This is a genomic window from Streptomyces sp. NPDC037100, assembly GCF_055606225.1.
The window spans coordinates 155,831-178,312 of the sequence record NZ_JBVJSX010000002.1 but is presented as its reverse complement, the minus strand read 5'-3'; the positions used below and the strand labels follow the sequence as shown (position 1 = coordinate 178,312).

Annotated in this window: 24 protein-coding genes and 1 pseudogene; 15 read left to right on the top strand and 10 right to left on the bottom strand. The window is 71.2% G+C overall.

Annotated features, from left to right (window positions below; genetic code table 11):
* Positions 1-196 precede the first annotated feature (196 nt).
* Positions 197-1,270: an SIS domain-containing protein gene (locus ACZ7EG_RS05940; protein WP_471072915.1), complete on the top strand. Its 1,074-nt coding sequence runs from the start codon at positions 197-199 to the stop codon at positions 1,268-1,270.
* 49 nt (positions 1,271-1,319) lie between these two features.
* On the opposite strand, the gene ACZ7EG_RS05935 is transcribed toward ACZ7EG_RS05940, so the two are convergent.
* Complete coding sequence (locus ACZ7EG_RS05935) at positions 1,320-2,072, bottom strand: SDR family oxidoreductase (RefSeq protein WP_471072912.1); 753 nt, start codon at positions 2,070-2,072, stop codon at positions 1,320-1,322.
* A gap of 97 nt (positions 2,073-2,169) precedes the next feature.
* Between ACZ7EG_RS05935 and ACZ7EG_RS05930 the strand changes: the two genes are divergently transcribed.
* Together ACZ7EG_RS05930 and ACZ7EG_RS05925 are read left to right on the top strand one after the other, a co-directional pair.
* Entirely contained in the window at positions 2,170-2,859 is a 690-nt protein-coding gene (locus ACZ7EG_RS05930) for a TetR/AcrR family transcriptional regulator (RefSeq protein WP_471072910.1), read from the top strand.
* 350 nt (positions 2,860-3,209) lie between these two features.
* Positions 3,210-4,676, top strand: coding sequence for a sensor histidine kinase (locus ACZ7EG_RS05925; RefSeq protein ID WP_471074820.1), 1,467 nt, complete (start codon positions 3,210-3,212; stop codon positions 4,674-4,676).
* A gap of 187 nt (positions 4,677-4,863) precedes the next feature.
* Here ACZ7EG_RS05925 and ACZ7EG_RS05920 read toward each other — a convergent pair whose 3' ends face one another.
* A complete protein-coding gene (locus ACZ7EG_RS05920) occupies positions 4,864-5,121 on the bottom strand; it encodes a WhiB family transcriptional regulator (protein ID WP_016639615.1) in 258 nt (85 codons plus the stop codon).
* 322 nt (positions 5,122-5,443) lie between these two features.
* Positions 5,444-6,412: a diacylglycerol/lipid kinase family protein gene (locus tag ACZ7EG_RS05915; protein WP_471072907.1), complete on the bottom strand. Its 969-nt coding sequence runs from the start codon at positions 6,410-6,412 to the stop codon at positions 5,444-5,446.
* Between the two features lie 116 nt (positions 6,413-6,528).
* On the opposite strand from ACZ7EG_RS05915, the gene ACZ7EG_RS05910 reads away from it, so the two are divergent.
* Positions 6,529-6,978 (top strand): hypothetical protein, encoded by a 450-nt coding sequence (locus ACZ7EG_RS05910; RefSeq protein ID WP_471072904.1) that lies wholly within the window; start codon positions 6,529-6,531, stop codon positions 6,976-6,978.
* Positions 6,979-6,981: 3 nt separating this feature from the next.
* Here the strand turns inward: ACZ7EG_RS05910 and ACZ7EG_RS05905 are convergent, their stop codons facing one another.
* The 3 genes from ACZ7EG_RS05905 to ACZ7EG_RS05895 all read right to left on the bottom strand — a co-directional run bounded on the left by ACZ7EG_RS05905 (position 6,982) and on the right by ACZ7EG_RS05895 (position 9,070).
* Positions 6,982-8,118: an RNA polymerase sigma factor SigF gene (locus tag ACZ7EG_RS05905; protein ID WP_471072900.1), complete on the bottom strand. Its 1,137-nt coding sequence runs from the start codon at positions 8,116-8,118 to the stop codon at positions 6,982-6,984.
* 17 nt (positions 8,119-8,135) lie between these two features.
* Complete coding sequence (locus ACZ7EG_RS05900) at positions 8,136-8,549, bottom strand: ATP-binding protein (RefSeq protein WP_003992877.1); 414 nt, start codon at positions 8,547-8,549, stop codon at positions 8,136-8,138.
* Positions 8,550-8,809: 260 nt separating this feature from the next.
* Positions 8,810-9,070, bottom strand: a complete 261-nt coding sequence (locus ACZ7EG_RS05895) for a UBP-type zinc finger domain-containing protein (protein WP_053672413.1) — start codon at positions 9,068-9,070, stop codon at positions 8,810-8,812.
* Between the two features lie 62 nt (positions 9,071-9,132).
* Here ACZ7EG_RS05895 and ACZ7EG_RS05890 point away from each other — a divergent pair, with 62 nt between their 5' ends.
* Positions 9,133-10,731: a Na+/H+ antiporter gene (locus tag ACZ7EG_RS05890; RefSeq protein WP_471072897.1), complete on the top strand. Its 1,599-nt coding sequence runs from the start codon at positions 9,133-9,135 to the stop codon at positions 10,729-10,731.
* Between the two features lie 64 nt (positions 10,732-10,795).
* On the opposite strand, the gene ACZ7EG_RS05885 is transcribed toward ACZ7EG_RS05890, so the two are convergent.
* The gene (locus ACZ7EG_RS05885) at positions 10,796-11,704 is read right to left on the bottom strand and encodes a 1-aminocyclopropane-1-carboxylate deaminase/D-cysteine desulfhydrase (RefSeq protein ID WP_471072894.1); all 909 of its coding nucleotides are present in this window, start codon (positions 11,702-11,704) and stop codon (positions 10,796-10,798) included.
* Between the two features lie 254 nt (positions 11,705-11,958).
* On the opposite strand from ACZ7EG_RS05885, the gene ACZ7EG_RS05880 reads away from it, so the two are divergent.
* From ACZ7EG_RS05880 to ACZ7EG_RS05850, 7 genes are all read left to right on the top strand, one after another.
* Positions 11,959-13,365, top strand: a complete 1,407-nt coding sequence (locus ACZ7EG_RS05880; protein ID WP_471072891.1) for a family 2B encapsulin nanocompartment shell protein — start codon at positions 11,959-11,961, stop codon at positions 13,363-13,365.
* A 111-nt stretch (positions 13,366-13,476) separates the two neighbouring features.
* Positions 13,477-14,646 carry a family 2 encapsulin nanocompartment cargo protein polyprenyl transferase gene (locus ACZ7EG_RS05875; RefSeq protein ID WP_471072888.1) on the top strand — a complete coding sequence of 390 codons (1,170 nt, stop codon included), beginning with the start codon at positions 13,477-13,479 and terminating at the stop codon, positions 14,644-14,646.
* A 580-nt stretch (positions 14,647-15,226) separates the two neighbouring features.
* A complete protein-coding gene (locus ACZ7EG_RS05870) occupies positions 15,227-15,862 on the top strand; it encodes a GNAT family N-acetyltransferase (RefSeq protein WP_471072885.1) in 636 nt (211 codons plus the stop codon).
* 355 nt (positions 15,863-16,217) lie between these two features.
* Complete coding sequence (locus ACZ7EG_RS05865) at positions 16,218-16,484, top strand: hypothetical protein (protein WP_471072881.1); 267 nt, start codon at positions 16,218-16,220, stop codon at positions 16,482-16,484.
* Between the two features lie 85 nt (positions 16,485-16,569).
* Entirely contained in the window at positions 16,570-16,983 is a 414-nt protein-coding gene (locus ACZ7EG_RS05860; protein ID WP_471072878.1) for a YciI family protein, read from the top strand.
* Between the two features lie 28 nt (positions 16,984-17,011).
* Positions 17,012-18,232 carry an RNA polymerase sigma factor gene (locus ACZ7EG_RS05855; protein WP_471072875.1) on the top strand — a complete coding sequence of 407 codons (1,221 nt, stop codon included), beginning with the start codon at positions 17,012-17,014 and terminating at the stop codon, positions 18,230-18,232.
* 10 nt (positions 18,233-18,242) lie between these two features.
* A complete protein-coding gene (locus ACZ7EG_RS05850) occupies positions 18,243-18,473 on the top strand; it encodes a hypothetical protein (RefSeq protein WP_471072872.1) in 231 nt (76 codons plus the stop codon).
* Here the strand turns inward: ACZ7EG_RS05850 and ACZ7EG_RS05845 are convergent.
* On the bottom strand, positions 18,455-19,204 hold the full coding sequence (locus ACZ7EG_RS05845) for a VOC family protein (RefSeq protein ID WP_471072869.1): 750 nt from the start codon (positions 19,202-19,204) through the stop codon (positions 18,455-18,457). The genes ACZ7EG_RS05850 and ACZ7EG_RS05845 overlap by 19 nt on opposite strands.
* Before the next feature lie 103 nt (positions 19,205-19,307).
* Between ACZ7EG_RS05845 and ACZ7EG_RS05840 the strand changes: the two genes are divergently transcribed.
* Together ACZ7EG_RS05840 and ACZ7EG_RS05835 are read left to right on the top strand one after the other, a co-directional pair.
* Positions 19,308-20,462, top strand: a complete 1,155-nt coding sequence (locus tag ACZ7EG_RS05840) for an inorganic phosphate transporter (protein ID WP_471072866.1) — start codon at positions 19,308-19,310, stop codon at positions 20,460-20,462.
* Between the two features lie 170 nt (positions 20,463-20,632).
* Entirely contained in the window at positions 20,633-20,782 is a 150-nt protein-coding gene (locus ACZ7EG_RS05835; protein ID WP_471072863.1) for a hypothetical protein, read from the top strand.
* Between the two features lie 96 nt (positions 20,783-20,878).
* Here the strand turns inward: ACZ7EG_RS05835 and sodN are convergent, their stop codons facing one another.
* Entirely contained in the window at positions 20,879-21,274 is a 396-nt protein-coding gene (gene sodN / locus ACZ7EG_RS05830; RefSeq protein ID WP_215207465.1) for a superoxide dismutase, Ni, read from the bottom strand.
* On the opposite strand from sodN, the pseudogene sodX reads away from it, so the two are divergent.
* Positions 21,186-21,671: pseudogene (gene sodX, locus ACZ7EG_RS05825) on the top strand (nickel-type superoxide dismutase maturation protease); the annotation flags it as partial. The gene sodN and the pseudogene sodX overlap by 89 nt on opposite strands.
* Before the next feature lie 65 nt (positions 21,672-21,736).
* On the opposite strand, the gene ACZ7EG_RS05820 reads toward sodX, so the two are convergent.
* Entirely contained in the window at positions 21,737-22,396 is a 660-nt protein-coding gene (locus ACZ7EG_RS05820; RefSeq protein ID WP_471072860.1) for a CGNR zinc finger domain-containing protein, read from the bottom strand.
* Positions 22,397-22,482: the final 86 nt, after the last annotated feature.

The window sequence follows — 22,482 nt, the reverse complement described above, 5'->3', positions numbered from 1 at the left end:
AGTCCTGCCGCTCCCAGGGTGCTTACCGACGCTCCCTGGCCGGGTGGCGCTGCTGTGCCGACCAAGTCGGCAGGGGATGAACAGCGCGGCTGCACAGGGGGGCGGAAGTGCGGGGAAGGCCTCCCGGGTGGGCGGTGTCCGGCCCGGGGGAGTGGAATGGGGTCTGCATCCGCCTCGCCCCCGGAAGGAACCCGCCATGAACGCCGCAGCCACACCGGACCCCCTCGGCGAACTCCCGGGCCGGACCATGGCCCGTGAGATGGCGGAGCAGCCCGCCGTCCTGCGCCGGATCCTGTCCGAGGGCGCCCCCGCCATCCAGGACGTGGCCCGGCGGATCGCCGCCCGCACGCCCCGCTTCGTCCTGCTGACCGCCCGCGGCACCTCCGACAACGCCGCCCTGTACGCCAAGTACCTCCTGGAGATCCGGCTCGGCCTGCCCTGCGGACTCACCTCGATGTCCACCACCACGGCCTACGGCGCCCGGCCCGACCTCACCGACGTCCTGGTCGTCACCGTCAGTCAGTCCGGCGGCTCCCCCGATCTGGTCGCCTCGACCCGGGCCGCCCGTGAGGCAGGCGCCATCACGCTGGCCGTCACCAACAACCCGGACTCACCGCTCGCCGGTGTCTCCGAGTACCACATCGACATCATGGCCGGGCCCGAGAAGGCCCTCCCCGCGACCAAGACGTACACCGCCTCCCTGCTCGCGCTCTACCTCTTCGTCGAGGGCCTCCGGGGCGGCGACGGCGCGCCGGCGCGGGTGCTGCCGGACCTCGCCGAGCAACTGCTCGCCCGCCAAGGGGAGGTGCGCACGCTCGCCGCCCGCTACCGCTTCGCCGAGCGCATGGTGATCACCTCCCGCGGTTACGGCTACCCCACGGCCAAGGAGGCCGCCCTCAAGCTGATGGAGACCAGTTACATCCCGGCCCTCTCCTATTCCGGCGCGGACCTGCTGCACGGGCCGCTCGCCATGGTCGACAACGTCTCCCCGGTCATCGCCGTGGTGACCGACGGCAAGGGCGGCCAAGCCCTCCAGCCCGTCCTGGACCGGCTGCGCGGCCGCGGCGCCGATCTCGTCGTCATCGGACCCGGGCACCAGGTGGAGCAGGCCTCGGCCGGCTTCGTACTGCCCACGGACGACGTGGCGGAGGAGGTCCAGCCCGTGCTGGAGATCATCCCTCTCCAGCTCCTGGCCTACGAGGTCACCATCGCCCGGGGCCAGGACCCGGACGCACCGCGGGCACTGGCGAAGGTGACGGAGACCCGCTGAGGGCGGGGGAGGGCCGGTGGGGGGCTCGCACGCGCCCCGCTCTCTCCGGCTAGGTGAGCGAACCCCCCGTCACATCCACCCAGCTGCCCGTCACCCACCGTCCGCCGTCCGACACCAGGAACGCCACCACGTCTGCGACCTCGGCAGGCCGCCCCACCCCGCCCAGCGCCGACAGTGCCGCGGCCTTCGCCCAGCCGTCGGGACTGCCGTACAGCAGTGCCGCAGTGTTGTCCGTGTCTATGATCCCCGGGGCCACCGAGTTCACCGTGATGCCGCGGTGCCCCAGCACTTTGGACAGGTCCCTCGAGAGGACGTCCAGCGCGCCCTTCGTCATCGCGTACGCCATGTTGTCGGGCATCGCCGCCGTCCGGGCCAGCCCCGACGAGATGTTGACGACCCGGCCGCCGTCCCGCAGCCGCGCCATGCCGTGCTTGAGGATGAAGAACGGTGCCTTCACGTTCACCGCGAAGACCTCGTCGTACTCCTGCTCCTCCAGCTGCCCGATCGGCCGCGTGTTGCCGATCGCCGCGTTGTTCACCAGGATGTCCAGCCCGTCCGCGTGCCGGTCGAACTCCTCCCACAGTGCCTCCGCGTCCCCGGGTGTCCCCAGTTCCACGCCCACCGCGAACGCCGAGCCGCCGGCCCTCTCGATCGCCGCGACCGTTTCCTTCGCCGCCGTCTCGTTCCTGCCGTAGTGCACCGCGACCCGAGCGCCGTCGCGCCCCAGCCGCTCGGCGATGCCTCGCCCGATGCCCCTGCTCGCCCCCGTGACGAGTGCCGTCCTGCCCTTGAGCACGCTCATGGCGGCGCCCCCTTCATATTTTTTTAGTGGTCGCTACAGAAATGACCGTACAGCAGCCCGCCCCCATTTCTCTAGTGCCCGCTATAAAATGCACTCCATGGTGAACGAGGGCGGAACACCGAAGACTCCGAACGGGCCTGATGCCACAAGTGCGACGGCCGCCGGGGCGGGCAAGGTCAGGACCAGGCCCCGCGGCCGCCCCCGCTCCTTCGATCGCGAGACCGCACTGGAGAAGGCACTCCTGGCGTTCTGGGAGCACGGTTACGAAGCCACGTCCGTCTCCGACCTCACCCGCGTCATGGACATCGGAGCCCCCAGCCTCTACTCCGCCTTCGGGGACAAGCGGTCGCTCTTCGAAGAGGTCGTCCGCGTGTACGGCACGCGATACGGATCCTTCACCGAGCGCGCCCTCACCGAGGAGCCCACCGCGCGGGCCGCCGTGGAGCGCACCCTGCGCGAAGCCGCCATCGCCTACACCGAACCGGGCCACCCGCACGGCTGCCTAGTCGTCCACGCAGCCGCGAACTGCTCGAACCCGGAGGTGGAGCAGTCGCTGCGGGACCGCCGCAACGCCAACATCGCCGCGTTCGAAAGCCGCATCAGGGCCGATGTCGCCGCCGGCGTGCTGCCGCCAGCCACGGACGCCGCCGCCCTGGCCCGTCATACCGGGGCGATGATCCAGGGCATGTCACAACAGGCGCGCGACGGGGCGAGTCGGGAGGAACTGGAGGCGGTCGCGGAAATTGCCCTGTCCATCTGGCCCCGCACAGGAACCCACACGGGTTAGGCTGCCTGCTGGACGCCGGTGCGTCCGACACGTCGCGGAAATGACAACAACGAACAGCCTCCAACGCATGGACACCCGTAAGTGGTCTAGTCCACAATGCGTAACGAGCGCGTGTGCAACGCGCACCAGCCTCCGTCTTCCCCGCACAGGAAGGCGGACCGAGGAACCGAGGCTCTCTGCCCTGACTGCCACGGCTCCTCATCCTTCGGCCGACCGGGACCGCACACCCCACGGCCGATGCTGCTCCGGGCTGCGGTGCCGGGAGGGTTGAGGGTCCCTCTCAGGCGCCGCGGCCCGCGGGTGTTTCAGGGCCGTACAAGCCCCCGGGTACGCTCGCACACGTGCCCTCCATGAACGAACTCGTACGCCAGCACACCGCCCTCGACGACACCGATCTCGAGTGGCTGCACCTGCTGGTGTCGGAGTGGCAGCTGCTCTCCGACCTCTCCTTCGCCGACCTGGTCCTGTGGGTCCCCACCAGCGACGGCACCCGATACGTCTCGGTCGCCCAGATGCGGCCCAACACCGGTCCGACCTCGTACCAGGACGACATGGTGGGCCACCTCGTCCCGCGCGGCCGCCGCCCGATGCTGGACGCCGCCCTCGACGAGGGCCGCATCGTCCGCGAGGGCGACCCCGAGTGGCGCGAGGAGGTGCCCGTCCGGGTCGAGTCGATCCCTGTACGGCGGGAGGGGCGTGTCCTCGGAGTCATCGCGCGCAACACCAACCTCCTCACCGTGCGCACCCCCAGCCGCCTGGAACTCACCTACCTGCAGAGCGCCTCCGACCTGGCGCAGATGATCGCGGCCGGATCCTTCCCGTTCGCCAACCAGCAGCTCGACATGGACGCCTCGCCCCGCGTGGGCGACGGCCTGATCCGGCTCGACGCCGACGCCATCGTCCAGTACGCCTCCCCGAACGCCCTGTCCGCCTACCACCGGCTCGGCCTCGCCTCCGACCTCGTCGGCCAGCACCTGGGCAGGACCACCGCCGAACTCGCCCCGACGAGGGGGCCGGTGGACGAGGCGCTCGCCAAGGTCGCCAGCGGCTGGGCGCCGCGCGAGTTCGAGATCGAGGCCAGTGACGGGGTCATCCAGTTCCGTGCGATCCCGCTCAAGCCGAAGGGCACCCGCATCGGTTCCCTCGTCCTGCTCCGGGACGTCACCGAACTGCGTCGGCGCGAGCGCGAGTTGATCACCAAGGACGCGACGATCCGGGAGATCCACCACCGCGTCAAGAACAACCTCCAGACGGTGGCGGCGCTGCTGCGCCTCCAGGCCCGGCGCATCGAGTCCGACCGCGGGCGCGAGGCCCTCGAAGAAGCGGTGCGGCGCGTCGGATCGATTGCGATCGTGCACGAGACGCTTTCCCAGAACCTGGACGAGCGCGTGGAGTTCGACGACATCGCCGACCGCGTCCTGGCGATGGTCGCGGAGATCTCCCCGGGCAAGGTGGCGGGCCGGCGCACCGGCCGCTTCGGCATTCTCGACGCCGAGGTCGCCACGCCGCTGTCGATGGTGCTGACCGAGGTGTTGCAGAACGCGCTGGAGCACGGTTTCCGCGAGGGCGACACCGGCACGGTCGAGGTGTCGGCGGTCCGAGGGGGCACCGCCAAGGAGGCCCGACTGCTGGTCACGGTCCAGGACGACGGGGTCGGCCTGCCGCAGGGCTTCGATCCGCAGACCGCCGGCAATCTCGGCCTGCAGATCGTGCGGACTCTGGTGGAGGGCGAGTTGGGCGGCACGTTCGACATGGTCCCGGCCCCGCAGCGCGGCACCCGCGTGATCCTCGACATCCCGGTGCGGTCCCAGAAGTAGCGCCATCCGACAACCTTGGAAAGGGCCCGGAAAAGCAATGAGCCCCGGGCCACCAAGTGGCCCGGGGCTAAAGCTCGTTGCTGCTTAACTAAGCGCATCGGGGGAACTGCGCGCTGCGGCTCGGGGGCGGGAGATGCGTACTCGCTGTACGCGCCGCCAAGCTCAGGCTGTCAGCAGGGGTGGGTTGTCAGGCGGAGGCCTGACGGGCCCGGTTGCGGGCGGCGCGGCGCTTCATGGCGCGACGCTCGTCCTCGCTGAGACCACCCCAGACGCCGGAGTCCTGGCCGGACTCGAGCGCCCACTGCAGGCACTGCTCCATAACCGGGCAGCGACGGCAGACGGCCTTGGCTTCCTCGATCTGCAGCAGCGCAGGACCGGTGTTGCCGATGGGGAAGAAGAGCTCGGGGTCTTCCTCGCGGCAAACGGCGTTGTGACGCCAGTCCATGGCTGCTACCTCTCCTTGGTATTACGTGCAGGGCTTGCTTGTGAATGTGAACGCTTTCACGAATCCCTCAACAAGTGAAGGGCCGACTGCCAGGTTCCCCGGCGAAGGTCCTGTGAGTTGAAGAGGGGTTCTGGTGATCAGTGGAGGCCGGTGTTGCGGGCCGTCTCGATCGCCACGTAGAGACTCGCAAACCTCAGCGGCGGATACAACCCCTTCTGGAAAGTTTTTTTTGATTCTTCGGTGTCGACTAGGTCACAGCCGTACTTCCATGGGGTGGATCCTGGCCTAAACGTTCGAGTGAAAGGACTTTAGCCAGTTCTGCTCACACAATCACACGCAGTGCACGGCGTACGCCTGTGAACGTCACGCTTGTTCGCAGCCCCAGGTGGTCGCCGTCCATCTGGAGGGGGAGCGGGACCTTCGAATGCAAGGTGAACTCTGTCAAGTCGTGCAGAGAGGTGGCGTGCTTGCCATGGGGTCCACGCTCGGGGGACGAAGTGAGCAACTGGGTGCCATACCGGGCAACCGCCGCTGTGGACAGGCGGCTGAGACCGAAGAGATCGAGCCCGGTATCGAACGAGGCCTTAGGTGCCGCGTAGATCGGGCGATTCCCCAGAAACGTCCAGGGCGAGGTGTTCGAGACTATGGACAGCACCAGATCCGTGATCGGAACCTCGCCGGCCCGCTCCAGTGTGATCGTTCCGTTGCGGCGGTTCGGCTCGCCCAGAAGCTGACGCATCACCTGGCGCACGTAGAGCGCGTGTGTGGATTTCCGGCCGCGCTCGCGATGCTGCTCCACACGGCCCACCACACCGGCGTCGAAGCCGAGCCCCGCGTTGAAGGTGAACCAGCGGGCCGGCACCGATTCGTCCTCCGTGCCCGGCGTGCCCGAGGTCAGGCCCAGGCCGACGGTTCGCTCGCTGCCGTCGCGCAGGGCGTCCAGCAGGGCGCCGGTGGCCTCCACGGCGTCGTTGGGCAGGCCCAGGGCGCGGGCGAAGACATTGGTGGAGCCGCCGGGGACCACCGCGAGGCCGGGCAGATGGCCCGGCGCGGGGCCGGCGTGCAGGAGGCCGTTGACCACCTCGTTGACCGTGCCGTCGCCGCCGAGGGCCACCACCAGGTCGATGTCGTCGCTGTCCGCCGCGTGCCGGCCGAGGTCGCGGGCGTGACCTCGGTACTCGGTGGTGACCGCCTCCAGCTTCATCTCACTGGCGAGCGCATGGATCAGTACGTCGCGTGTGCGCGCACTTGTGGTGGTTGCCGCCGGATTGACCACGAGGAGTGCACGCATGACTGGCAGCGTACCTACTGGGGGGTACCGGGCCCATACCGAGGTAGGGATCAGGTAAGGGAGCGGGGGTGAACCTCGCCACGAGGGGCGCGCACGACGAGGGCTACTCTTCAGGGGTGAGCAGTGAGCAGACCCCCACCACCGAGGAAACCACCGGCCCCCGCCCCCGGCGTCTGACGTACGCCGCGCTGCTGGCCGCGCTGGAGGGGCTCGCGCTGGTCGTCGGTGGTGTATGGATTCTGGTCCTCGGCCTCACGGGGCATCCGGACGACCGGCAGCAGGCGGTCACCGGAGGCATCACGCTGGTCGTGCTCGCGCTGCTGCCGTTGCTCGCGGCCCGTGGCCTGCTCGCGCTGCGCAGCTGGAGCCGCGGTCCGGCGGTGATCACACAGCTCATGGCGCTGCCGGTGGCCTACAACCTGCTGCAGGCCGACAGCATGGCCATCCCGGGCGGGATCGCCCTCGCGGCCGCGGCCGTCGCCTCGCTGGTGCTGCTGGTGAACCCCGAGACGACCCGGGCCCTCGGGATCCGCGGGCCCGGCAACGCCGGCAATCTGGAGAAGTAGCCGTCACTCCTCGACGAGGAGCTTCTCCCGCAGCTGCGCCAGTGTGCGCGCCAGCAGCCGGGAGACGTGCATCTGGGAGATGCCGACCTCCTGCGCGATCTGCGACTGCGTCATGTTGCCGAAGAACCGCAGCAGCAGGATCCGCTTCTCGCGCGGCGGGAGATCCTCCAGCAGTGGCTTGAGGGACTCCCGGTACTCCACGCCCTCCAGCGCCTCGTCCTCGGCGCCGAGGGTGTCCGCGACCGCCGGGGACTCGTCGTCGGTGTCGGGGACGTCCAGGGACAGCGTGGAGTACGCGTTGGCGGACTCCAGGCCCTCCAGGACCTCCTCCTCGGAGATCGCCAGCTTCTCGGCGAGCTCGTGGACCGTGGGGGAGCGGCCGTGCAGCTGCGACAGCTCGGCCGTCGCCGTGGTCAGCGCCAGGCGCAGCTCCTGCAGCCGGCGTGGGACGCGCACCGCCCAGCCCTTGTCGCGGAAGTGCCGCTTGATCTCGCCGACGACCGTCGGGGTCGCATACGTGGAGAACTCCACGCCGCGGTCCGGGTCGAAACGGTCGACCGACTTGATCAGCCCGATCGTGGCGACCTGGGTGAGGTCGTCCAGCGGCTCGCCCCGGTTGCGGAACCGGCGCGCGAGATGCTCCACGAGCGGCAGATGCATCCGGACCAGCTGGTTGCGCAGCTCCGCGTACTCGGGACTGCCGCTGCTCAGGGTGCGCAGCTTGAGGAACATCTCGCGCGCCCCACTGCGGTCCGGTGAGCCGTGCTGCGCACCCTGCGCGTGGTGCACGCGCGGCGTCTGATCCTCGGAGTGTCGCTCGTGCTCGCTCATCGTCCCGCCCGTCGCCCTTCCCCGAGCCCTCGCCTCCTCCGCCACTCTCGACTTCGCGGGAGTGGGGGGACCCCCCTGGGCCGGGGGTACGGCGATCCCCTCGCCCGGAGGCGCGCTCCGCACGGCACCGTCCCGGCCCGGCCGCCCGCCGCCCGGGAGGACGACCCCCGCGGAGTCGTCCTCGGGATGCGGGCGAGCCTGCTCGGGGATGCCGTCGATGCCGTCCGCCATGCGTCGGGCGCCGGTCGGGCCGCTCGTGCCCGTGCCCTCGGCCGGCAGCTCTCGTGTGCCGCGCTCTTCGTCCCGCACCGGCCCGTCCTCGCTCCTCACGCCGGCCCGGGTCCCGCGCCGCGCTGTTTGTAGAGGCTGATCGAAACGGTTTTGTCCTTGTCCACGGCGGAGGAGACCTTGCCCGCCAGAGCGGACAGGACGGTCCAGGCGAAGGTGTCCCGCGAAGGGGCATGGCCGTCCGTGGTCGGCGCCGAGACGGTGACCTCGAGTGAGTCGTCGACGAGGCGGAAGACGCAACTGAGCACCGAGCCGGGCACGGCCTGCTGGAGCAGGATCGCGCAGGCCTCGTCCACCGCGATGCGCAAATCCTCGATCTCGTCGAGGGTGAAGTCCAAACGGGCCGCGAGACCGGCCGTGGCCGTACGCAGCACCGACAGGTAGGCCCCCGCGGCCGGCAGCCGGACTTCCACGAAGTCCTGGGTCGCGGGCTCGCCTGCGATCTGGGACACCCTCACCTCCATGGTGGTACAAGCGTTTCAGGGCCGAGGGTCGCCCCTCGGGGTAACGCGATACGTGGTTCAGCGGTGACGCTACCGCGCTCTCGACGGTCCTGTCCCCGGGACCCCAACCCCTTGTCGTCACTCACAGTAAACCTGCGGATACGCTCCGTGTCTAGGGGTTGGGCGGGCCCAAATGGGAAGAGCGCGCGCCGGGTTGACGTACCCAGACGTCAGACGGTCGAACCGTCCGCCGCCGGGGTCCCGTCGCGTCACACCAGGACGTGGTCGACGAAGCACCAGCGCCAGGTCTCTCCGGGCTCGTGGGTCCGCATCACGGGGTGACCGGACTCCTTGTGATGCTCCGCCGCGTGCCGCCCCGGCGAGGAGTCGCAGCAGCCGACGTGACCGCAGCTGAGGCACAGCCGTAGTTGCACCGGATCCATGCCCTCCGCCAAGCACTCCGGACACGTCTCGCTGAGCGGGCCGGGTTCGGGGTGCGGCAGCGCGTCGGCGTGCGTGCACTGTTTCATGATTGCCAGGTTACGACGGTCGGGCGGAAGACCGCGTCGAAAAATGAGGGCGGGCGAGAACAATGGACGTGATGCCACTGCTGCTGCTCGTGGCGGGCAGTGCCGCGATCGCCGCGGCCGCGCGGCGGACCCCGGTGCCGGCGCCGCTGCTGCTGGTGGCCGTGGGCCTGGCGGTCAGCTACGTCCCGGGGGTACCCGAGTACACGCTCGACCCGCACGTCTTCCTGCCGCTCATCCTGCCCCCGCTGCTGTACACGGCCGCGACCGACAGCTCCTACCTCGACCTGCGGGCGCAGCTGCGGCCGGTCGCGATGCTGTCCGTCGGGTACGTGCTGTTCGCGACCTTCGTCGTCGGCTGGGCCGTGTACGTGATCGTGCCGGAGATGCCGCTGACCGCGGCCCTGGTCTTCGGCGCGGTGGTGGCGCCCCCGGACGCCGTCGCGGCCACGGCGGTCGCCCGCCGGGTGGGGCTGCCGTCGCGGATCACCACGATCCTCCAGGGCGAGTCCCTGCTGAACGACGCCACCGCGATCACCGCCTACCGGGTGGCCCTGGCCGCCGCCGTCGGCGAGGGCGCGACCTGGGCCGGGGGTATCGGCGAGTTCCTGCTCGCGGCGGTCGGCGGCGTCGTGGTGGGCCTGCTGCTGATGGCGCCGATCCACTGGCTGCGCACGCACGTGAAGGAAGCGCTGCTGCAGAACACGCTGTCCCTGCTGATCCCCTTCGTCGCGTACGCCGTCGCCGAACAGGTGCACGCCTCCGGTGTCCTCGCGGTCGTGGTCGTCGCGCTCTACCTGGGGCACCGCGCGTGGGAGGTCGATTTCGCGACGCGCCTGCAGGAGGAGGCGGTCTGGAAGATGGTCGCCTTCGTCCTGGAGTCGGCGGTGTTCGCGCTGATCGGCCTGCAACTGCCGGTGGTGCTGAAGGGGCTCGGGCAATACGAGGGAGCCGAGGCCGCCTGGTACGCGGTCGCCGTGTTCCTGGTCGTCGTCGCCACCCGGTTCGTCTGGGTGTACCCCGCCACCTTCCTGCCGCGGCTGCTGTCGGCCCGGGTGCGGGAACGGGAACAGAACCCGACCTGGAAGGGACCGTTCGTGATCGCGTGGGCCGGGATGCGCGGGGTCGTCTCGCTGGCCATCGCCTTCTCCATCCCGCTCACCATGCACGACGGAGAGGAGCCCTTCCCGCAGCGCAACCTCATCCTCTTCCTGACCTTCACCACGGTCATCGCGACCCTGGTCGTGCATGGTCTGACCCTGCCCCCGCTGATCCGGCTGCTGAAGTTCCCCGGGCGGGACCCCCAGACCGAGACGCTGGCCGAGGCCAACGCCCAGGCGCAGGCCTCCCGGGCCGCCGAACGGCGCCTGGACGAACTCCTCACCGACGAGCGCAACGCCCTGCCCGCCCCGCTCGCCGACCGGCTGCGCATCGTCCTGGAGCGCCGCCGCAACGCCGTCTGGGAGCGGCTGGGCCAGGCCAACCCGATCACCGGGGAGTCCGTCGACGACACCTACCGGCGGCTGTCGCGCGAGATGATCAGCGCCGAGCGTGACGTGTTCGTCAGACTCCGGGACGGCCGTCACATCGACGACGAGATGCTGCGGACCCTGCTGCGCAGGCTGGACCTGGAGGAGGCGGCGGCGTTCCGCGAGGCGGTGTGACGGCGGACCGTCGCCTGAGGGAGATCCGGGGCGTCGCCTCGGACGAAGGCGGAGCGGCGGCACATCAGGGGAAGGGGCGGCCGGTGATCACGGCCGCGACCGCCGTCCCGCGCGGGAAGGCACCCTCGCCGGCCAGGGTGACGAGTCCGTACAGCAGCTTGGCGACGTACAGACGCTCCACGGGCAGGCCGTGCCGTTGCTCGAAGTCCTCCGCGAAGGTATCGAGTTCGGCGGGCACGCGCGCGTAGCCACCGAAGTGGAAGCGCTCATCCAGGCTCCAGGTGCCACGCCGGCCGCCGAATGCCTCACGCTGCAGGGCCTCCGTCTCGGCGGTCAGGAAGCCGCCCCTGAGCACCGGCACGCCCAGGGCGCGCACGCCGGGGCCGAGACCGGCGGCCAGCCCCGCGAGCGTGCCACCGGTGCCGCAGGCCACGGCGACGACCTCGGCCCGGCCCTGCAGCTCGGTGCCGAGTGCGCGGCAACCGCGTACGGCCTCGGCGTTGCTGCCGCCCTCGGGGACGACGTACGCGTCCTCGGCGTCCGCCGCGCGCAGGATGCCGGCCAGGTCCAGGGGCGAGGACTTGCGGCGGTAGGTCGCCCTGTCGACGAAGTGCAGCCGCATGCCGTCGGACGTACAGCGTGTCAGTGAGGGGTTGAGAGGTCGGCCGGCCAGCTCGTCGCCGCGTACGACACCGACGGTGGGGATGCCGAGCAGCCGGCCGGCCGCGGCCGTGGCGCGCAGATGGTTGGACCAGGCGCCGCCGAAGGTGACGACGGTACGGCCGGCCGCCGCGGTCAGGTTCGGCGCGAGCTTGCGCCACTTGTTGCCGATCAGCTCGGGGTGGATCAGATCGTCCCGCTTCAGCAGCAGCCGGACGCCCCGGCGCTCGAACCGGTCGTCCACGACTTCCTGCACCGGTGACGGCAGCCGGGGACGCAGCACGGCGAGTCCGGGCGGGTCGGGGCTGGTCATCGAGCCATTGTCACCCGCACGTGGGGGATGAGGGAGCCTCGGGGCCGACGTCGTCGGTGCGCCCGGCACCCGGTCCGCGTCGGACGCGGGCGCGCTTTCGAGCGCCGTGACGGGCACCCCCTGCCCAGCAGCGCGAAGATCCATTCCCGCTCTTTCGGGTAATAGCACCACCGCGTCGCGTGCGGAAGGCTTGCGGATGCACATCGATGCCCGAGGCATGGGGGCGTCGGTCACAACCGGGAGGGCAGTTCTCTATGTCGGTAGGCGAAGAGGTCCGCACGGAGCAGACCAAGCCGCAGCAGAGTCTCGGCACGGCGGCCGCGCGGAACCTGGCCACCACGACCAAGTCCGTGCCGCAGATGCAGGAGATCAGCTCGCGCTGGCTGCTGCGGATGCTTCCCTGGGTCGACATCCAGGGCGGCACGTACCGGGTGAACCGCCGGCTCACGTTCTCCGTGGGCGACGGCCGGGTGACATTCGTGAAGACCGGCGACCGTGTCGAGGTCATCCCTGCGGAACTGGGGGAGCTGCCGGCGCTGCGGTCGTACGAGGACGAGGAGGTGCTCTTCGAGATCTCTCGCCGCTGCGAACAGCGGGAGATCCCGGCGGGCGAGGTGATCGCCTCCTTCGGCAGCCCGTCCGACGAGGTGTACCTGCTGGCGCACGGCAGGGTGGAGAAAGTCGGCACCGGCCCCTACGGGGACGACGAGTCCCTCGGAATCCTCGCCGACGGCGCCTACTTCGGCGACGAGGCGCTGCTCGACGAGGACGCCATCTGGGAGTTCACGGCCCGCGCCCTGACCGCGTGCACCGTGCTCGTGCTGTCCCGCCAGGAGTTCGAACAGATCGCGGAGCGCTCGGACACCCTGCGCGAACACCTCCAGCAGCGCCGCTCGATCCCCTCGCAGCGCTCCAACAAGTACGGCGAGAAGGAGATCGACCTCTCCGCCGGTCACTCCGGCGAGCCGGACATCCCCCACACGTTCGTCGACTACGAGGCCCGGCCCCGTGAGTACGAACTGAGCGTCGCCCAGACCGTGCTGCGTATCCACACGCGCGTGGCAGACCTCTACAACCAGCCCATGAACCAGACCGAACAGCAGATCCGGCTGACGGTCGAGGCGCTGAAGGAGCGCCAGGAGCACGAGCTCATCAACAACCGCGACTTCGGGCTCCTGCACAACTGCGAGTACGACCAGCGGATCCAGCCGCACGACGGCGTGCCCGGCCCGGACGACCTCGACGAGCTGCTCAGCAGGCGCCGCGGCACCAAGATGCTCCTCGCCCACCCTCGCGCCATCGCCGCGTTCGGCCGCGAACTCAACAAGCGCGGGCTGGTGCCCGAGACCATCGACATGACCGGCAACCGCATCCCGACCTGGCGCGGTGTACCGATCTTCCCGTGCAACAAGATCCCGGTCTCGGACGCCCGTACGACGTCCATCATCGCCCTGCGTACCGGCGAGGCCGACCAGGGCGTCATCGGGCTGCGCGCCTCCGGCATCCCGGACGAGATCGAGCCGAGCCTGTCGGTGCGTTTCATGGGCATCAACGAACAGGCCATCATCAAGTACCTGGTCACGGCCTACTACTCGGCCGCGGTCCTGGTACCGGACGCGCTCGGGGTCCTCGAGAACGTCGAGATCGGCCGCTGGCAGTGACGCTGCCGGCGGGCCGGCCGTGTCCCCGCCCGTCAGGGCGGGTACATCCTCGGAGCACGCGCCCAGCGACAGCGGAAGCGCCACCCTCCGCTCATCCTCCGAGGCGGTCCCATGGGTGAGTCCCTCACGGAGTCCAGGACGGAGACGACGCTGCCCGCGCCGGGTGTGCAGCGGTACGCCGAGCCCCGGCAGGCCGCCGGGACACCGGAAGGACGAGGGACCATCGGGACACAGCGGGACGGCCGGCCGGCGCCGGCCGAGGGGCACGAGGCGGTCATGCTGCTGGAGCGGACCCGGACGGAGGTCGATCCGGTGCTGCGGACCGCGCTCGGCTCGCTGCCCGGGCCGATGCGCCGGATCGCGCTCTACCACTTCGGCTGGGAACAGGCCGACGGCACTGCGGCGGCGGGGAGCTCCGGCAAGGCCATCCGGCCCGCGCTGGTCCTCGCCGCTGCGGCCGCAGGCGGCGGGTCCGAGGCGCGGGCGGGGGCGGCTCGGGCAGCGGCCGCGGTGGAGCTCGTCCACAACTTCACGCTGCTGCACGACGACGTGATGGACCGGGACACCACCCGCTGCCATCGCCCCACCGCGTGGACCGTGTTCGGCGATGCCGACGCCATTCTCGCCGGGGATGCCCTGCAGGCGCTGGCCCTGCGGCTGCTCGCCCAGGACCCGCACCCGGCGGCCCCGGCCGCCGCCGTCCGGCTCGCGGACTGCGTGGTCGAACTGTGCGCGGGGCAGCACGCGGACACGGCGATGGAACGCTGTGCGCCGGCCGAGGTCACGCTCGACGAGGTGCTCGCCATGGCGGAGGCCAAGACGGGCGCCCTGCTGGGGAGTGCCTGCGCGATCGGAGGGTTGTACGCGGGGGCCTCGGATGCGGAAGTGGCGGCCCTGGACGCGTTCGGACGGGAGGCCGGGCTCGCGTTCCAGCTCATCGACGACGTCATCGGCATATGGGGCGACCCGCGCCGCACCGGCAAGCCTGTCGGTGCCGATCTGGCCGTCCGCAAGAAGTCGTTGCCGCTGGTGGCGGCCTTCGCTTCCGGCCACCCGGCGGCGGCCGAACTCGCCGAGCTGTACGCACGACCCAGCGAGACGGAGGACGTGGAGCGCATCGCCCTGGCAGTGGAGCGCGCGGGCGGCCGTGACTGGGCTCAGGGCCAGGCGGCCGACCGGATGGCCCGGGCCATGCAGCAACTGGCCCGTGCGGTGCCGGACCCGGAGGCGGCAGGCGGTCTGCTGGCCCTCGTCGAGTTCGTGACCCGGCGGGCCGGTTGACGGCCCGCGTCGGCGGCGGGCTGTGGCCCGCGGTGGCTGGCGGCCCGTGGGGGGTGGCGGCCCGCGGTGGGTGGCGGCCTGCGGCGGGTGGCGGCCCGCGGTGGGAGGTGGCCGGCGGTGGGTGGCGGCCGGCGGCGAGAGGTGGCCTGCATCGGTTGGTGAGCCGTTGTCGGTCGGCCAGGGCCGATGAGCGGCAACACCAGCGACGCTCCTCGGGCCACCGCCGGGCAAGACCCCGGGGTGCCCGGGGCCGTGCGGCTCCTGACCCCGCACGGTCACCGGCGTCCGGTCGGCGGGTCCCGCACTGCCCCACGCCCCACGGTGTGCGGGGCCCGCCTCCTTCCCGGAACGGCTGACCGTCGACACGATCGGGATCGAGGCGGCCGTCGCCCGGATCCGCGCGGCCGGAACGACCCCACGACCCCTGGCTCGACGTCCGGACCGAGTCCCGTACGGCTCCCGTATCGATCGAGTTTGGGCAAATGTTCGACTGGATCCCGCCAAGATCCTGCTCGCCTCACCCCGTGCGGGCCAGCCCCCCTACGATCAACGCCCGTCGGGACGAGCGAAGGGGCGGGGCATGGGTGTGGCCATCCGGACGGCTGGCGCAGGGGACAGGGAGCTGATCGTCCGGCTTCTTGACGAGGCCTTCCAGGACGACCCCGTCAGCGGCTGGGTCTTCCCCGAAGTGGAGGAGCGCCGTGCCAAACACCCCGGGCTCATGGCCGCCTTCACCGACATCGTGCTCGCGGCCGGCCGCATAGACGTCACCGAGGACGGCTCGGCCTGCGCCCTGTGGCTCTCCATGCCCGCCGACGGGGGCCCTGACGCCCCCGCCGACCACGACGGCGCCGCCGAGGACGAAGGTCCGGCCCAGGTGCGGGAGGCCGTCGATCCCGACAACCAGCGCATCGAGATGATCGGCCGGCTGACGGCCGCCATCCACCCCACCGGGCGGGCCCACGAGTACCTGTGGATGATCGGCGTGGCACCCGGCCGCCAGGGCGAGGGACTCGGCACCGCCCTCATCGAGAGCGTCCTCGACCGCTGCGACCGTGAGGCCGTGCCCGCCTACCTGGAGGCCAGCAGCGCCCGCAGCCGCGAGCTGTACGAGCGCCTGGGCTTCGAGTCCGTCGCCCCGGTCCTCGACCTCCCGGACGGCCCGGCGATGTGGCCCATGTGGCGCGAGCCCAGAACGCACCGGCAGCCCGCCTAGGCCCAACCGGCGAAAGCGCCGCCTGCCGCTCCCACCGTGCAACACCGGCCCTGGCTCTCCTCCGCCCGGCTCCCCTCCGACAACACCGTCGCCACGCTCCGCTCCACGAACCCCTGCGGTACGCCCACCCCGAACCCCTCCCGTGCGCCCACCCCGAACCCACCCGTACGCCCACCCCGGGCAGGGCGCCTTCCAGTACACCCGGCAGGGGCAGATGTTCCAGGAGCAGCCCAGGCATGGACGGATGCGGTCGCGGGCCATGAGGGCGTGCATGAAGGCCGTGACCGGGGAGCGGTCGTTCGGCCGGGTCATCAGGCAAGAAGCGCTGAGCCCATGACCGGCCTACGCTGAGGACATGGGCAGCGAAGAACATGTCTGTCCCGACTGCGGACAGCCAGTGGACACGGTCGTCCGGCGTCACAAGACGCTGGGCACCTGGGTGCCCCGATGGGTGGCGGGCCCGTGCCGCAACCCGGAGTGCGGGTCCTACGACGCGGAAGCCGCCGAAAGAGGCCACACCTTGGAGGCCACTCAGCCCGCGGAGGACCCCGCACTTCCCGAGGAGAACACCCCGGACGGGCCCGAAGCGGCCCCCGGGGAGACCGTCGCGAAGGATTCCTGATCCGGTGTCGAAATGCGCCGCCCGGCTCCGACGTCCCCTGTGAGGAACCGCCCACCGGGGCGGTGAGAGCCGAAGGAGCGGACTGATGAAGTACCTGGTCATGGTGCAGGGCACGCAGGCGGACTACGAGGCCATGCGGGGCAGGGCGTCGGCGGACTCCCCGGCCTGGAGCGAGGAGGAGCTGCAGACCATGTTCGCCTACATGGGCGCCATCAACGACGACCTCTCCGAGAGCGGTGAGCTCGTCGACGGGCAGGGCCTGGCCGAGCCGGCACAGACCCGGCACGTCACCCTCGGTGACGACGGCAAGGCAGTGATCACCGACGGGCCGTACAGCGAGACCAAGGAGCTGCTGGCCGGCTACTGGGTCCTGGAGTGCGAGAGCCTGGACCGGGTCACGGAGATCGCCGACCGCGTCTCCCGCTGCCCCCAGCCGGCCGGTGCCCCCGCCCATCCGGTCGTGATCCGCCCGATCATGGACGGCTCCGGGGACATCTGACGGACGGCCGGCACCGACGGACACGCCCGTGAGGAACACGCCCGGGATCGAGGACCTGCTGCGCGACAACGCGCCGCAGGTCCTCGGCGCGCTGGTCCGACGGTACGGGCACTTCGACGCCGCCGAGGACGCCGTACAGGAGGCACTGCTCGCGGCGGCCGGGCAATGGCCTGAAGCGGGCGTGCCCGGCAATCCGCGCGGCTGGCTGATCAAGGTCGCCTCGCGGAGGCTCACCGACGCCCTGCGCAGCGATCAGGCCCGACGCAAGCGCGAGGAGCGGGCCGCCGCGCTCACGCCCCGGGACGCCTTCACGGCCCCGCCGCCCGGGGAGCGGGCGCCCCGCGAGGACGACACGCTCTCGCTGCTGTTCCTGTGCTGCCATCCGGACCTGTCGCCGCCCGCGCAGATCGCGCTGACCCTGCGTGCCGTGGGCGGCCTGACCACCGCGGAGATCGCGCGGGCATTTCTGGTCCCGGAAGCGACGATGGCCCAGCGTGTCAGCCGGGCCAAGCAGAAGGTGCGGGGCGTGCGCTTCGGCCGCCCGCACCAGTGGGAGAAGCGGCTGCCGTCCGTCCTGCAGACCCTCTACCTGATCTTCAACGAGGGCTACACGGCCACCTCCGGCGCCGCGCTGCAACGCCGCGATCTCGCGGGTGAGGCCGTGCGGCTGATCCGTAAGGTCCACCGGCTGCTGCCCGGCGACCGCGAGGTGGCCGGTCTGCTCGCGCTGATGCTGCTCACCGATGCCCGGCGTGAGGCGCGCAGCGGTCCGCACGGCGAGCTGATCCCCCTCGACGAGCAGGACCGCGAGCGCTGGGACAGGGCGGCGATCGAGGAGGGCGTGGCACTGGTCACCCGGGCCCTGTCCCGGGGCCGCCCCGGGCCCTTCCAGCTGCGGGCCGCGATCGCCGCCGTGCACGACGAGGCCGCTTCGCCCGAGGCGACCGACTGGGCCGAGATCCTGGGCCTGTACGACATCCTGGTCGGCCTGGTCCCCGGCCCGGTCGAACGTCTCAATCGCACGGTCGCCGTCGCCATGGTCCACGGCCCGCACGCCGGCCTGGCCGAAGTCGAAGCCCTGAAGGACGAGTCGAGGGGCCACCGCCTGGACGCCGTGCGAGGCCACCTCCTGGAGCGGGCGGGCGAGTCCGAAGCCGCCCGAGCCGCCTACGAGTCGGCGGCGGCGCAGACCCTCAGCCTGCCCGAGCAGCGTTATCTCCGGGCCCGGGCGGCGCAGTTGGGTGACTAGCCTGTGAGGCATGGGTGAACCGGGGGATCGGCGCCGTACGGTGTGGCGCCGGGTGATGATCGGGTGGGCGCTGCTCGTGGTCGTCGCGGGCGTTCTGACGCTGTGGATGCAGGACTCCACGGAGCCACGTGGGCCCTACGTCTGGCAAGAGGCCGACCCCGACGAGCCACTGGACCTGCCGCCCTGCCCGACGACCGGGGAAGCTCCGACCGTCGCCTGCGCCTACGTCGACACCCCCTGACCGCGCAACCCGCCCGTCACCGGATCCCGGGTCGTCAGGCAGTACGTGCCGCCGGACGGGTCACGCATCACCGTCCAGCCGGAGAAACCGGCCACGAAGGCGGCCCCGAGTCGCTCGTGGTGCGCCCGGGTCGCCGTGACGTCCGCGCAGGCGAGGTCGAGGTGGGCCGAGGCGGGCCCCTCCTCGCCGAGGCGTTGCAGGAGCAGACGGACCGGCAGGCCGGGCGGCGGCTTGACCACGTGGAACTCCGGCAGGGCGCCCGGCAGCGACTCCCAGCCGTCGAGCAGCGCGCTCCAGAAGGCGACCTCGCCCTCGTAGGCCGAGGGCGGGACGTCCACGCACACCTGGTCGAGACGGCTGCCCCGCACCACACCCGGCCGCGACGACTGACCGCGCCAGGGATCCGCGCAGAACAACTGCCCGCCGGGCGAACGCAGCACGACGAGCGACCCGAGGTCGGCCACCACGCCCGCGCCGAGCCGTACCGCCGCGGCGGCGAACTCCGCCACGTCGTCCACACAGAAGTCGAGGTGCGCACCGCCGGAACCCGGGCCGACGGCCTGCACTTTCACGCACGCGTCGGCTCCCTCGGGGAGCAGGGTGACGAACTCGTCGTGCTCCCCGCGCAGTTCGGACAGCCGGGTGTCCGTGACCGCCGTCCAGAAGGCGCAGGCGGTGCCGAAGTCCCCACGCGGGCGGTCGATGAAGGCGTACGTCCATCTGATCCTCATGGGCGCGATCGTAGAGGGACGCTCCACCGCCACCTGCGTGAACCTCGACCGGCCCTCGCCGCACCGATCCCGATCCATCGGCCTGCGCTGTTTGCATTCAGCAATGGACCACATCACGTTCCTCGTGGCGGCCGTCATCATCACGGCACTCGCCTTCGACTTCACCAACGGTTTCCACGACACGGCGAACGCGATGGCCACGTCCATCGCCACCGGCGCGCTCGCACCCCGTACGGCGGTCCTGATCAGCGGTGTCCTCAACGTCGTCGGCGCCTTCCTGTCCACCGAGGTCGCCAGGACCGTCTCGGACGGCATCGTGGACGACAACCTCGTCTCCCCGGGCATGATCTTCGCGGGGCTGGTCGGCGCCATCCTGTGGAATCTGCTGACCTGGCTGATCGGTCTGCCCTCGAGCTCCTCGCACGCCCTGTTCGGCGGGCTGATCGGGGCCGTGTGGGTCGGGGCCGGCAGCCACGGCGTCGACTTCGGAAAGGTCGTCGAGAAGGTGCTGGTTCCGGCGGTGGCCTCGCCCGTCGTGGCCGGTGTCGCGGCGCTGCTCGCCACCCACCTCGCCTACCGGCTCACCGACCGGGCCGGCGGGGACTGCGTCACCCGGGGCTTCCGCATCGGCCAGATCGCCTCCGCCTCGCTGGTCTCCCTCGCCCACGGCACGAACGACGCGCAGAAGACCATGGGCGTCATCACCCTGACGCTGATCTCGGCCGGTGCCCTCGGCCACCACGCCGGCCCGCCCCTGTGGGTCGTCGCGTCCGCGGGCCTGGCCATCGGCCTCGGTACCTACCTCGGCGGCTGGCGGATCATCCGCACGCTGGGCAAGGGCCTCACCGAGATCCGGTCGCCGCAGGGCTTCGCCGCCGAGACCGCCTCCGCGACCGTCATCCTGACCTCCACGCACCTCGGCTTCGCGCTGTCCACCACCCAGGTGGCCTCGGGCAGCATCCTGGGAGCGGGTCTCGGCCGCAGGCTCGCGGAGGTCCGCTGGGGCGTCGCGGGCCGCATGGCGGTCGCCTGGGCGGTCACCCTGCCCGCCGCCGCGCTGGTCGGCGGACTGGCCGCCGCGCTCGTGCGAAGCGGGGGTGACATCGGCACGGCTGCCGTCGCCTTGGTCGGCACGGCCCTCGCCGTGGGCATCGTCGTCGTCTCGCGCCGCAACCCGGTGCACGCCCACAACGTCAACGACGCCCGGGAGGCCGCCATCCGTACCGAGCCGTCGGCCAAGGTCGGCACGGCCGTCTGAGCGACGGGGACCGGACTCGCCTTAAGGACCGGACCGCCTCGGACAGGGATCCACCTGGTCGTCCCTCAGTCCACCGGCGCCCCTGCTTCGGCGGGCCTCGCCGCGCAACGCAGGCCGGCGAACGGGTACCTCACCGACGACCGCAACAGCGAACAGGAAGGGACTCGGGCGTGGAGGACCTCGATCTGGCCGCCGGGGGCGGCAGCGGCCTGTGGCCCACCGGCATCGTGATGCTCGTCGTCATCACCGTCATCGTGGTGCTGATCGGTGCCCGGCGAAGCCGCAACGCCAGAAAGGGAACCGGGGGGCCGGGGAAGTAGCAGAAGAGCGAGGGCCCCGTACCCGGCAACGGGTACGGGGCCCACCGTCCCTCTCACCCGACCGGCGACATCGCGGGTCAGGCGATACGGAGACGATCAAGCCTTCTTGGTCTCCCAGAAGATCTTGTCGATCTGGGCGATGTAGTCCAGCGCCTTCTGGCCGGTGGCCGGGTCGGTCGAGCCCTTGGCGGCCGAGAGGGCCTTCAGGGTGTCGTTGACCAGCTGGTGCAGCTCCGGGTACTTCTCGAAGTGCGGGGGCTTGAAGTAGTCGCTCCAGAGCACCGAGACGTGGTGCTTCGCGAGCTCGGCGCGCTGCTCCTTGATGACGGTGGCGCGCGTCTGGAAGTGCGGGTCGTCGTTGGCGGCCATCTTCTCCTGCACGGCCTTCACCGACTCCGCCTCGATGCGGGCCTGGGCGGGGTCGTACACACCGCAGGGAAGGTCGCAGTGGGCACTGACCTTGACCTTGGGGGCAAACAGGCGGGAAAGCATGGAGCATTCCTTCCTCGTGATCGTCTTCTCACAGGGGACATTACTCCGTGAGGGACGGCTTTTGGCGGGTGCCCCCATGGGCTTAGGACAAAAGTCCGGGGTGAGACTGAGACTGGTGGAGGAAGAACCGGGGAGGTGCCGGGTGATGCCGGAGCTGTCGCAGGAGTCCGAGCGGGGGAGGCCGGCTCCGCCCTTCGGGGTGGCCGAGGTCACAGGGCCGTCCATGGTGCCCACGCTGTACCACGGCGACCGGCTCCTGGTGCACTACGGGGCCCGGGTCAGGCCCGGCGACGTCGTGGTGCTGCGGCACCCCTTCCAGCAGGATCTGCTGGTCGTCAAGCGGGTCGCCCAGCGGCGCGAGAGCGGCTGGTGGGTGCTCGGGGACAACGCGTACGCCGGCGGCGACAGCACCGACTACGGCGTCGTGCCCGACGACCTGGTGCTGGGGCGGGTCCGGTTCCGCTACCGGCCGCGCAGGTCCGGCCGGCGGTCGCCCTGGGCGCTGCTGGGCTGGGCGCTGTCGGCGGCCAGGCCCGTGCTCTCGGGCCGGTCGGGCCGGGTGGCCTCCAGGCGTTTGCGGGCGCGGTAGGCCGCCACGTTGGCGCGGGTCGCGCAGCGGTCGGAGCAGTAGCGGCGGGAGCGGTTGGTGGAGGTGTCGAGGTAGGCGTTGCGGCAGGGCGCGGCCTCGCACAGGCCGAGGCGGTCCACGCCGTACTCGGTCAGGTGGAACGCCAGGCCCATCGCCGCGATCGCCGCGTAGCCCGCCGTCGCGTTCGAGGGGTGGTCCGCCAGGTGCATGTGCCACAGGGGGCGGCCGTCGTCGTCGCGGAAGTCGTGCCCGGAGATCTGCGGGCTCACCGGGAACTCCAGCAGCAGTGAGTTCAGCAGGTCGACGGCGAGCCTCTCGTCGCCCGTGTCGGCCGCCTCGAAGACGGCGCGCAGCCGGGCCCGGACCGAGCGGAAGCGGGTCACGTCCGCGTCGGTGGCGCGGCGGGCCGCCGACTGGATGGGCCCGAACAGATCGCGGACGGCCTCCACCGACGTCAGGGCGTCCTTGCCCCGGACCGGCTCCTCTGTGTTGACGAGGCGCACGGCGTAGTCCGAGTAATAGGCCAGTTCCACTTGTAGTCCTTACGGAGGGGCTTTGCGGTCAAGAGATGCACGTGTAAGAGCTGATGGTGCTTCCAGGGTATTACGCGGGAGGGGCT

Bases quoted from the DNA above. Each gene is read 5' to 3' on its own strand.
- ACZ7EG_RS05940 (WP_471072915.1), top strand. From the start codon at position 197: ATGAACGCCGCAGCCACACCGGACCCCCTCGGCGAACTCCCGGGCCGG.
- ACZ7EG_RS05935 (WP_471072912.1), bottom strand. From the start codon at position 2,072: ATGAGCGTGCTCAAGGGCAGGACGGCACTCGTCACGGGGGCGAGCAGG.
- ACZ7EG_RS05930 (WP_471072910.1), top strand. From the start codon at position 2,170: ATGGTGAACGAGGGCGGAACACCGAAGACTCCGAACGGGCCTGATGCC.
- ACZ7EG_RS05925 (WP_471074820.1), top strand. From the start codon at position 3,210: ATGAACGAACTCGTACGCCAGCACACCGCCCTCGACGACACCGATCTC.
- ACZ7EG_RS05920 (WP_016639615.1), bottom strand. From the start codon at position 5,121: ATGGACTGGCGTCACAACGCCGTTTGCCGCGAGGAAGACCCCGAGCTC.
- ACZ7EG_RS05915 (WP_471072907.1), bottom strand. From the start codon at position 6,412: ATGCGTGCACTCCTCGTGGTCAATCCGGCGGCAACCACCACAAGTGCG.
- ACZ7EG_RS05895 (WP_053672413.1), bottom strand. From the start codon at position 9,070: ATGAAACAGTGCACGCACGCCGACGCGCTGCCGCACCCCGAACCCGGC.
- ACZ7EG_RS05890 (WP_471072897.1), top strand. From the start codon at position 9,133: ATGGACGTGATGCCACTGCTGCTGCTCGTGGCGGGCAGTGCCGCGATC.
- ACZ7EG_RS05885 (WP_471072894.1), bottom strand. From the start codon at position 11,704: ATGACCAGCCCCGACCCGCCCGGACTCGCCGTGCTGCGTCCCCGGCTG.
- ACZ7EG_RS05880 (WP_471072891.1), top strand. From the start codon at position 11,959: ATGTCGGTAGGCGAAGAGGTCCGCACGGAGCAGACCAAGCCGCAGCAG.
- ACZ7EG_RS05875 (WP_471072888.1), top strand. From the start codon at position 13,477: ATGGGTGAGTCCCTCACGGAGTCCAGGACGGAGACGACGCTGCCCGCG.
- ACZ7EG_RS05870 (WP_471072885.1), top strand. From the start codon at position 15,227: ATGGGTGTGGCCATCCGGACGGCTGGCGCAGGGGACAGGGAGCTGATC.
- ACZ7EG_RS05865 (WP_471072881.1), top strand. From the start codon at position 16,218: ATGGGCAGCGAAGAACATGTCTGTCCCGACTGCGGACAGCCAGTGGAC.
- ACZ7EG_RS05860 (WP_471072878.1), top strand. From the start codon at position 16,570: ATGAAGTACCTGGTCATGGTGCAGGGCACGCAGGCGGACTACGAGGCC.
- ACZ7EG_RS05850 (WP_471072872.1), top strand. From the start codon at position 18,243: ATGGGTGAACCGGGGGATCGGCGCCGTACGGTGTGGCGCCGGGTGATG.
- ACZ7EG_RS05845 (WP_471072869.1), bottom strand. From the start codon at position 19,204: ATGAGGATCAGATGGACGTACGCCTTCATCGACCGCCCGCGTGGGGAC.
- ACZ7EG_RS05840 (WP_471072866.1), top strand. From the start codon at position 19,308: ATGGACCACATCACGTTCCTCGTGGCGGCCGTCATCATCACGGCACTC.
- sodN (WP_215207465.1), bottom strand. From the start codon at position 21,274: ATGCTTTCCCGCCTGTTTGCCCCCAAGGTCAAGGTCAGTGCCCACTGC.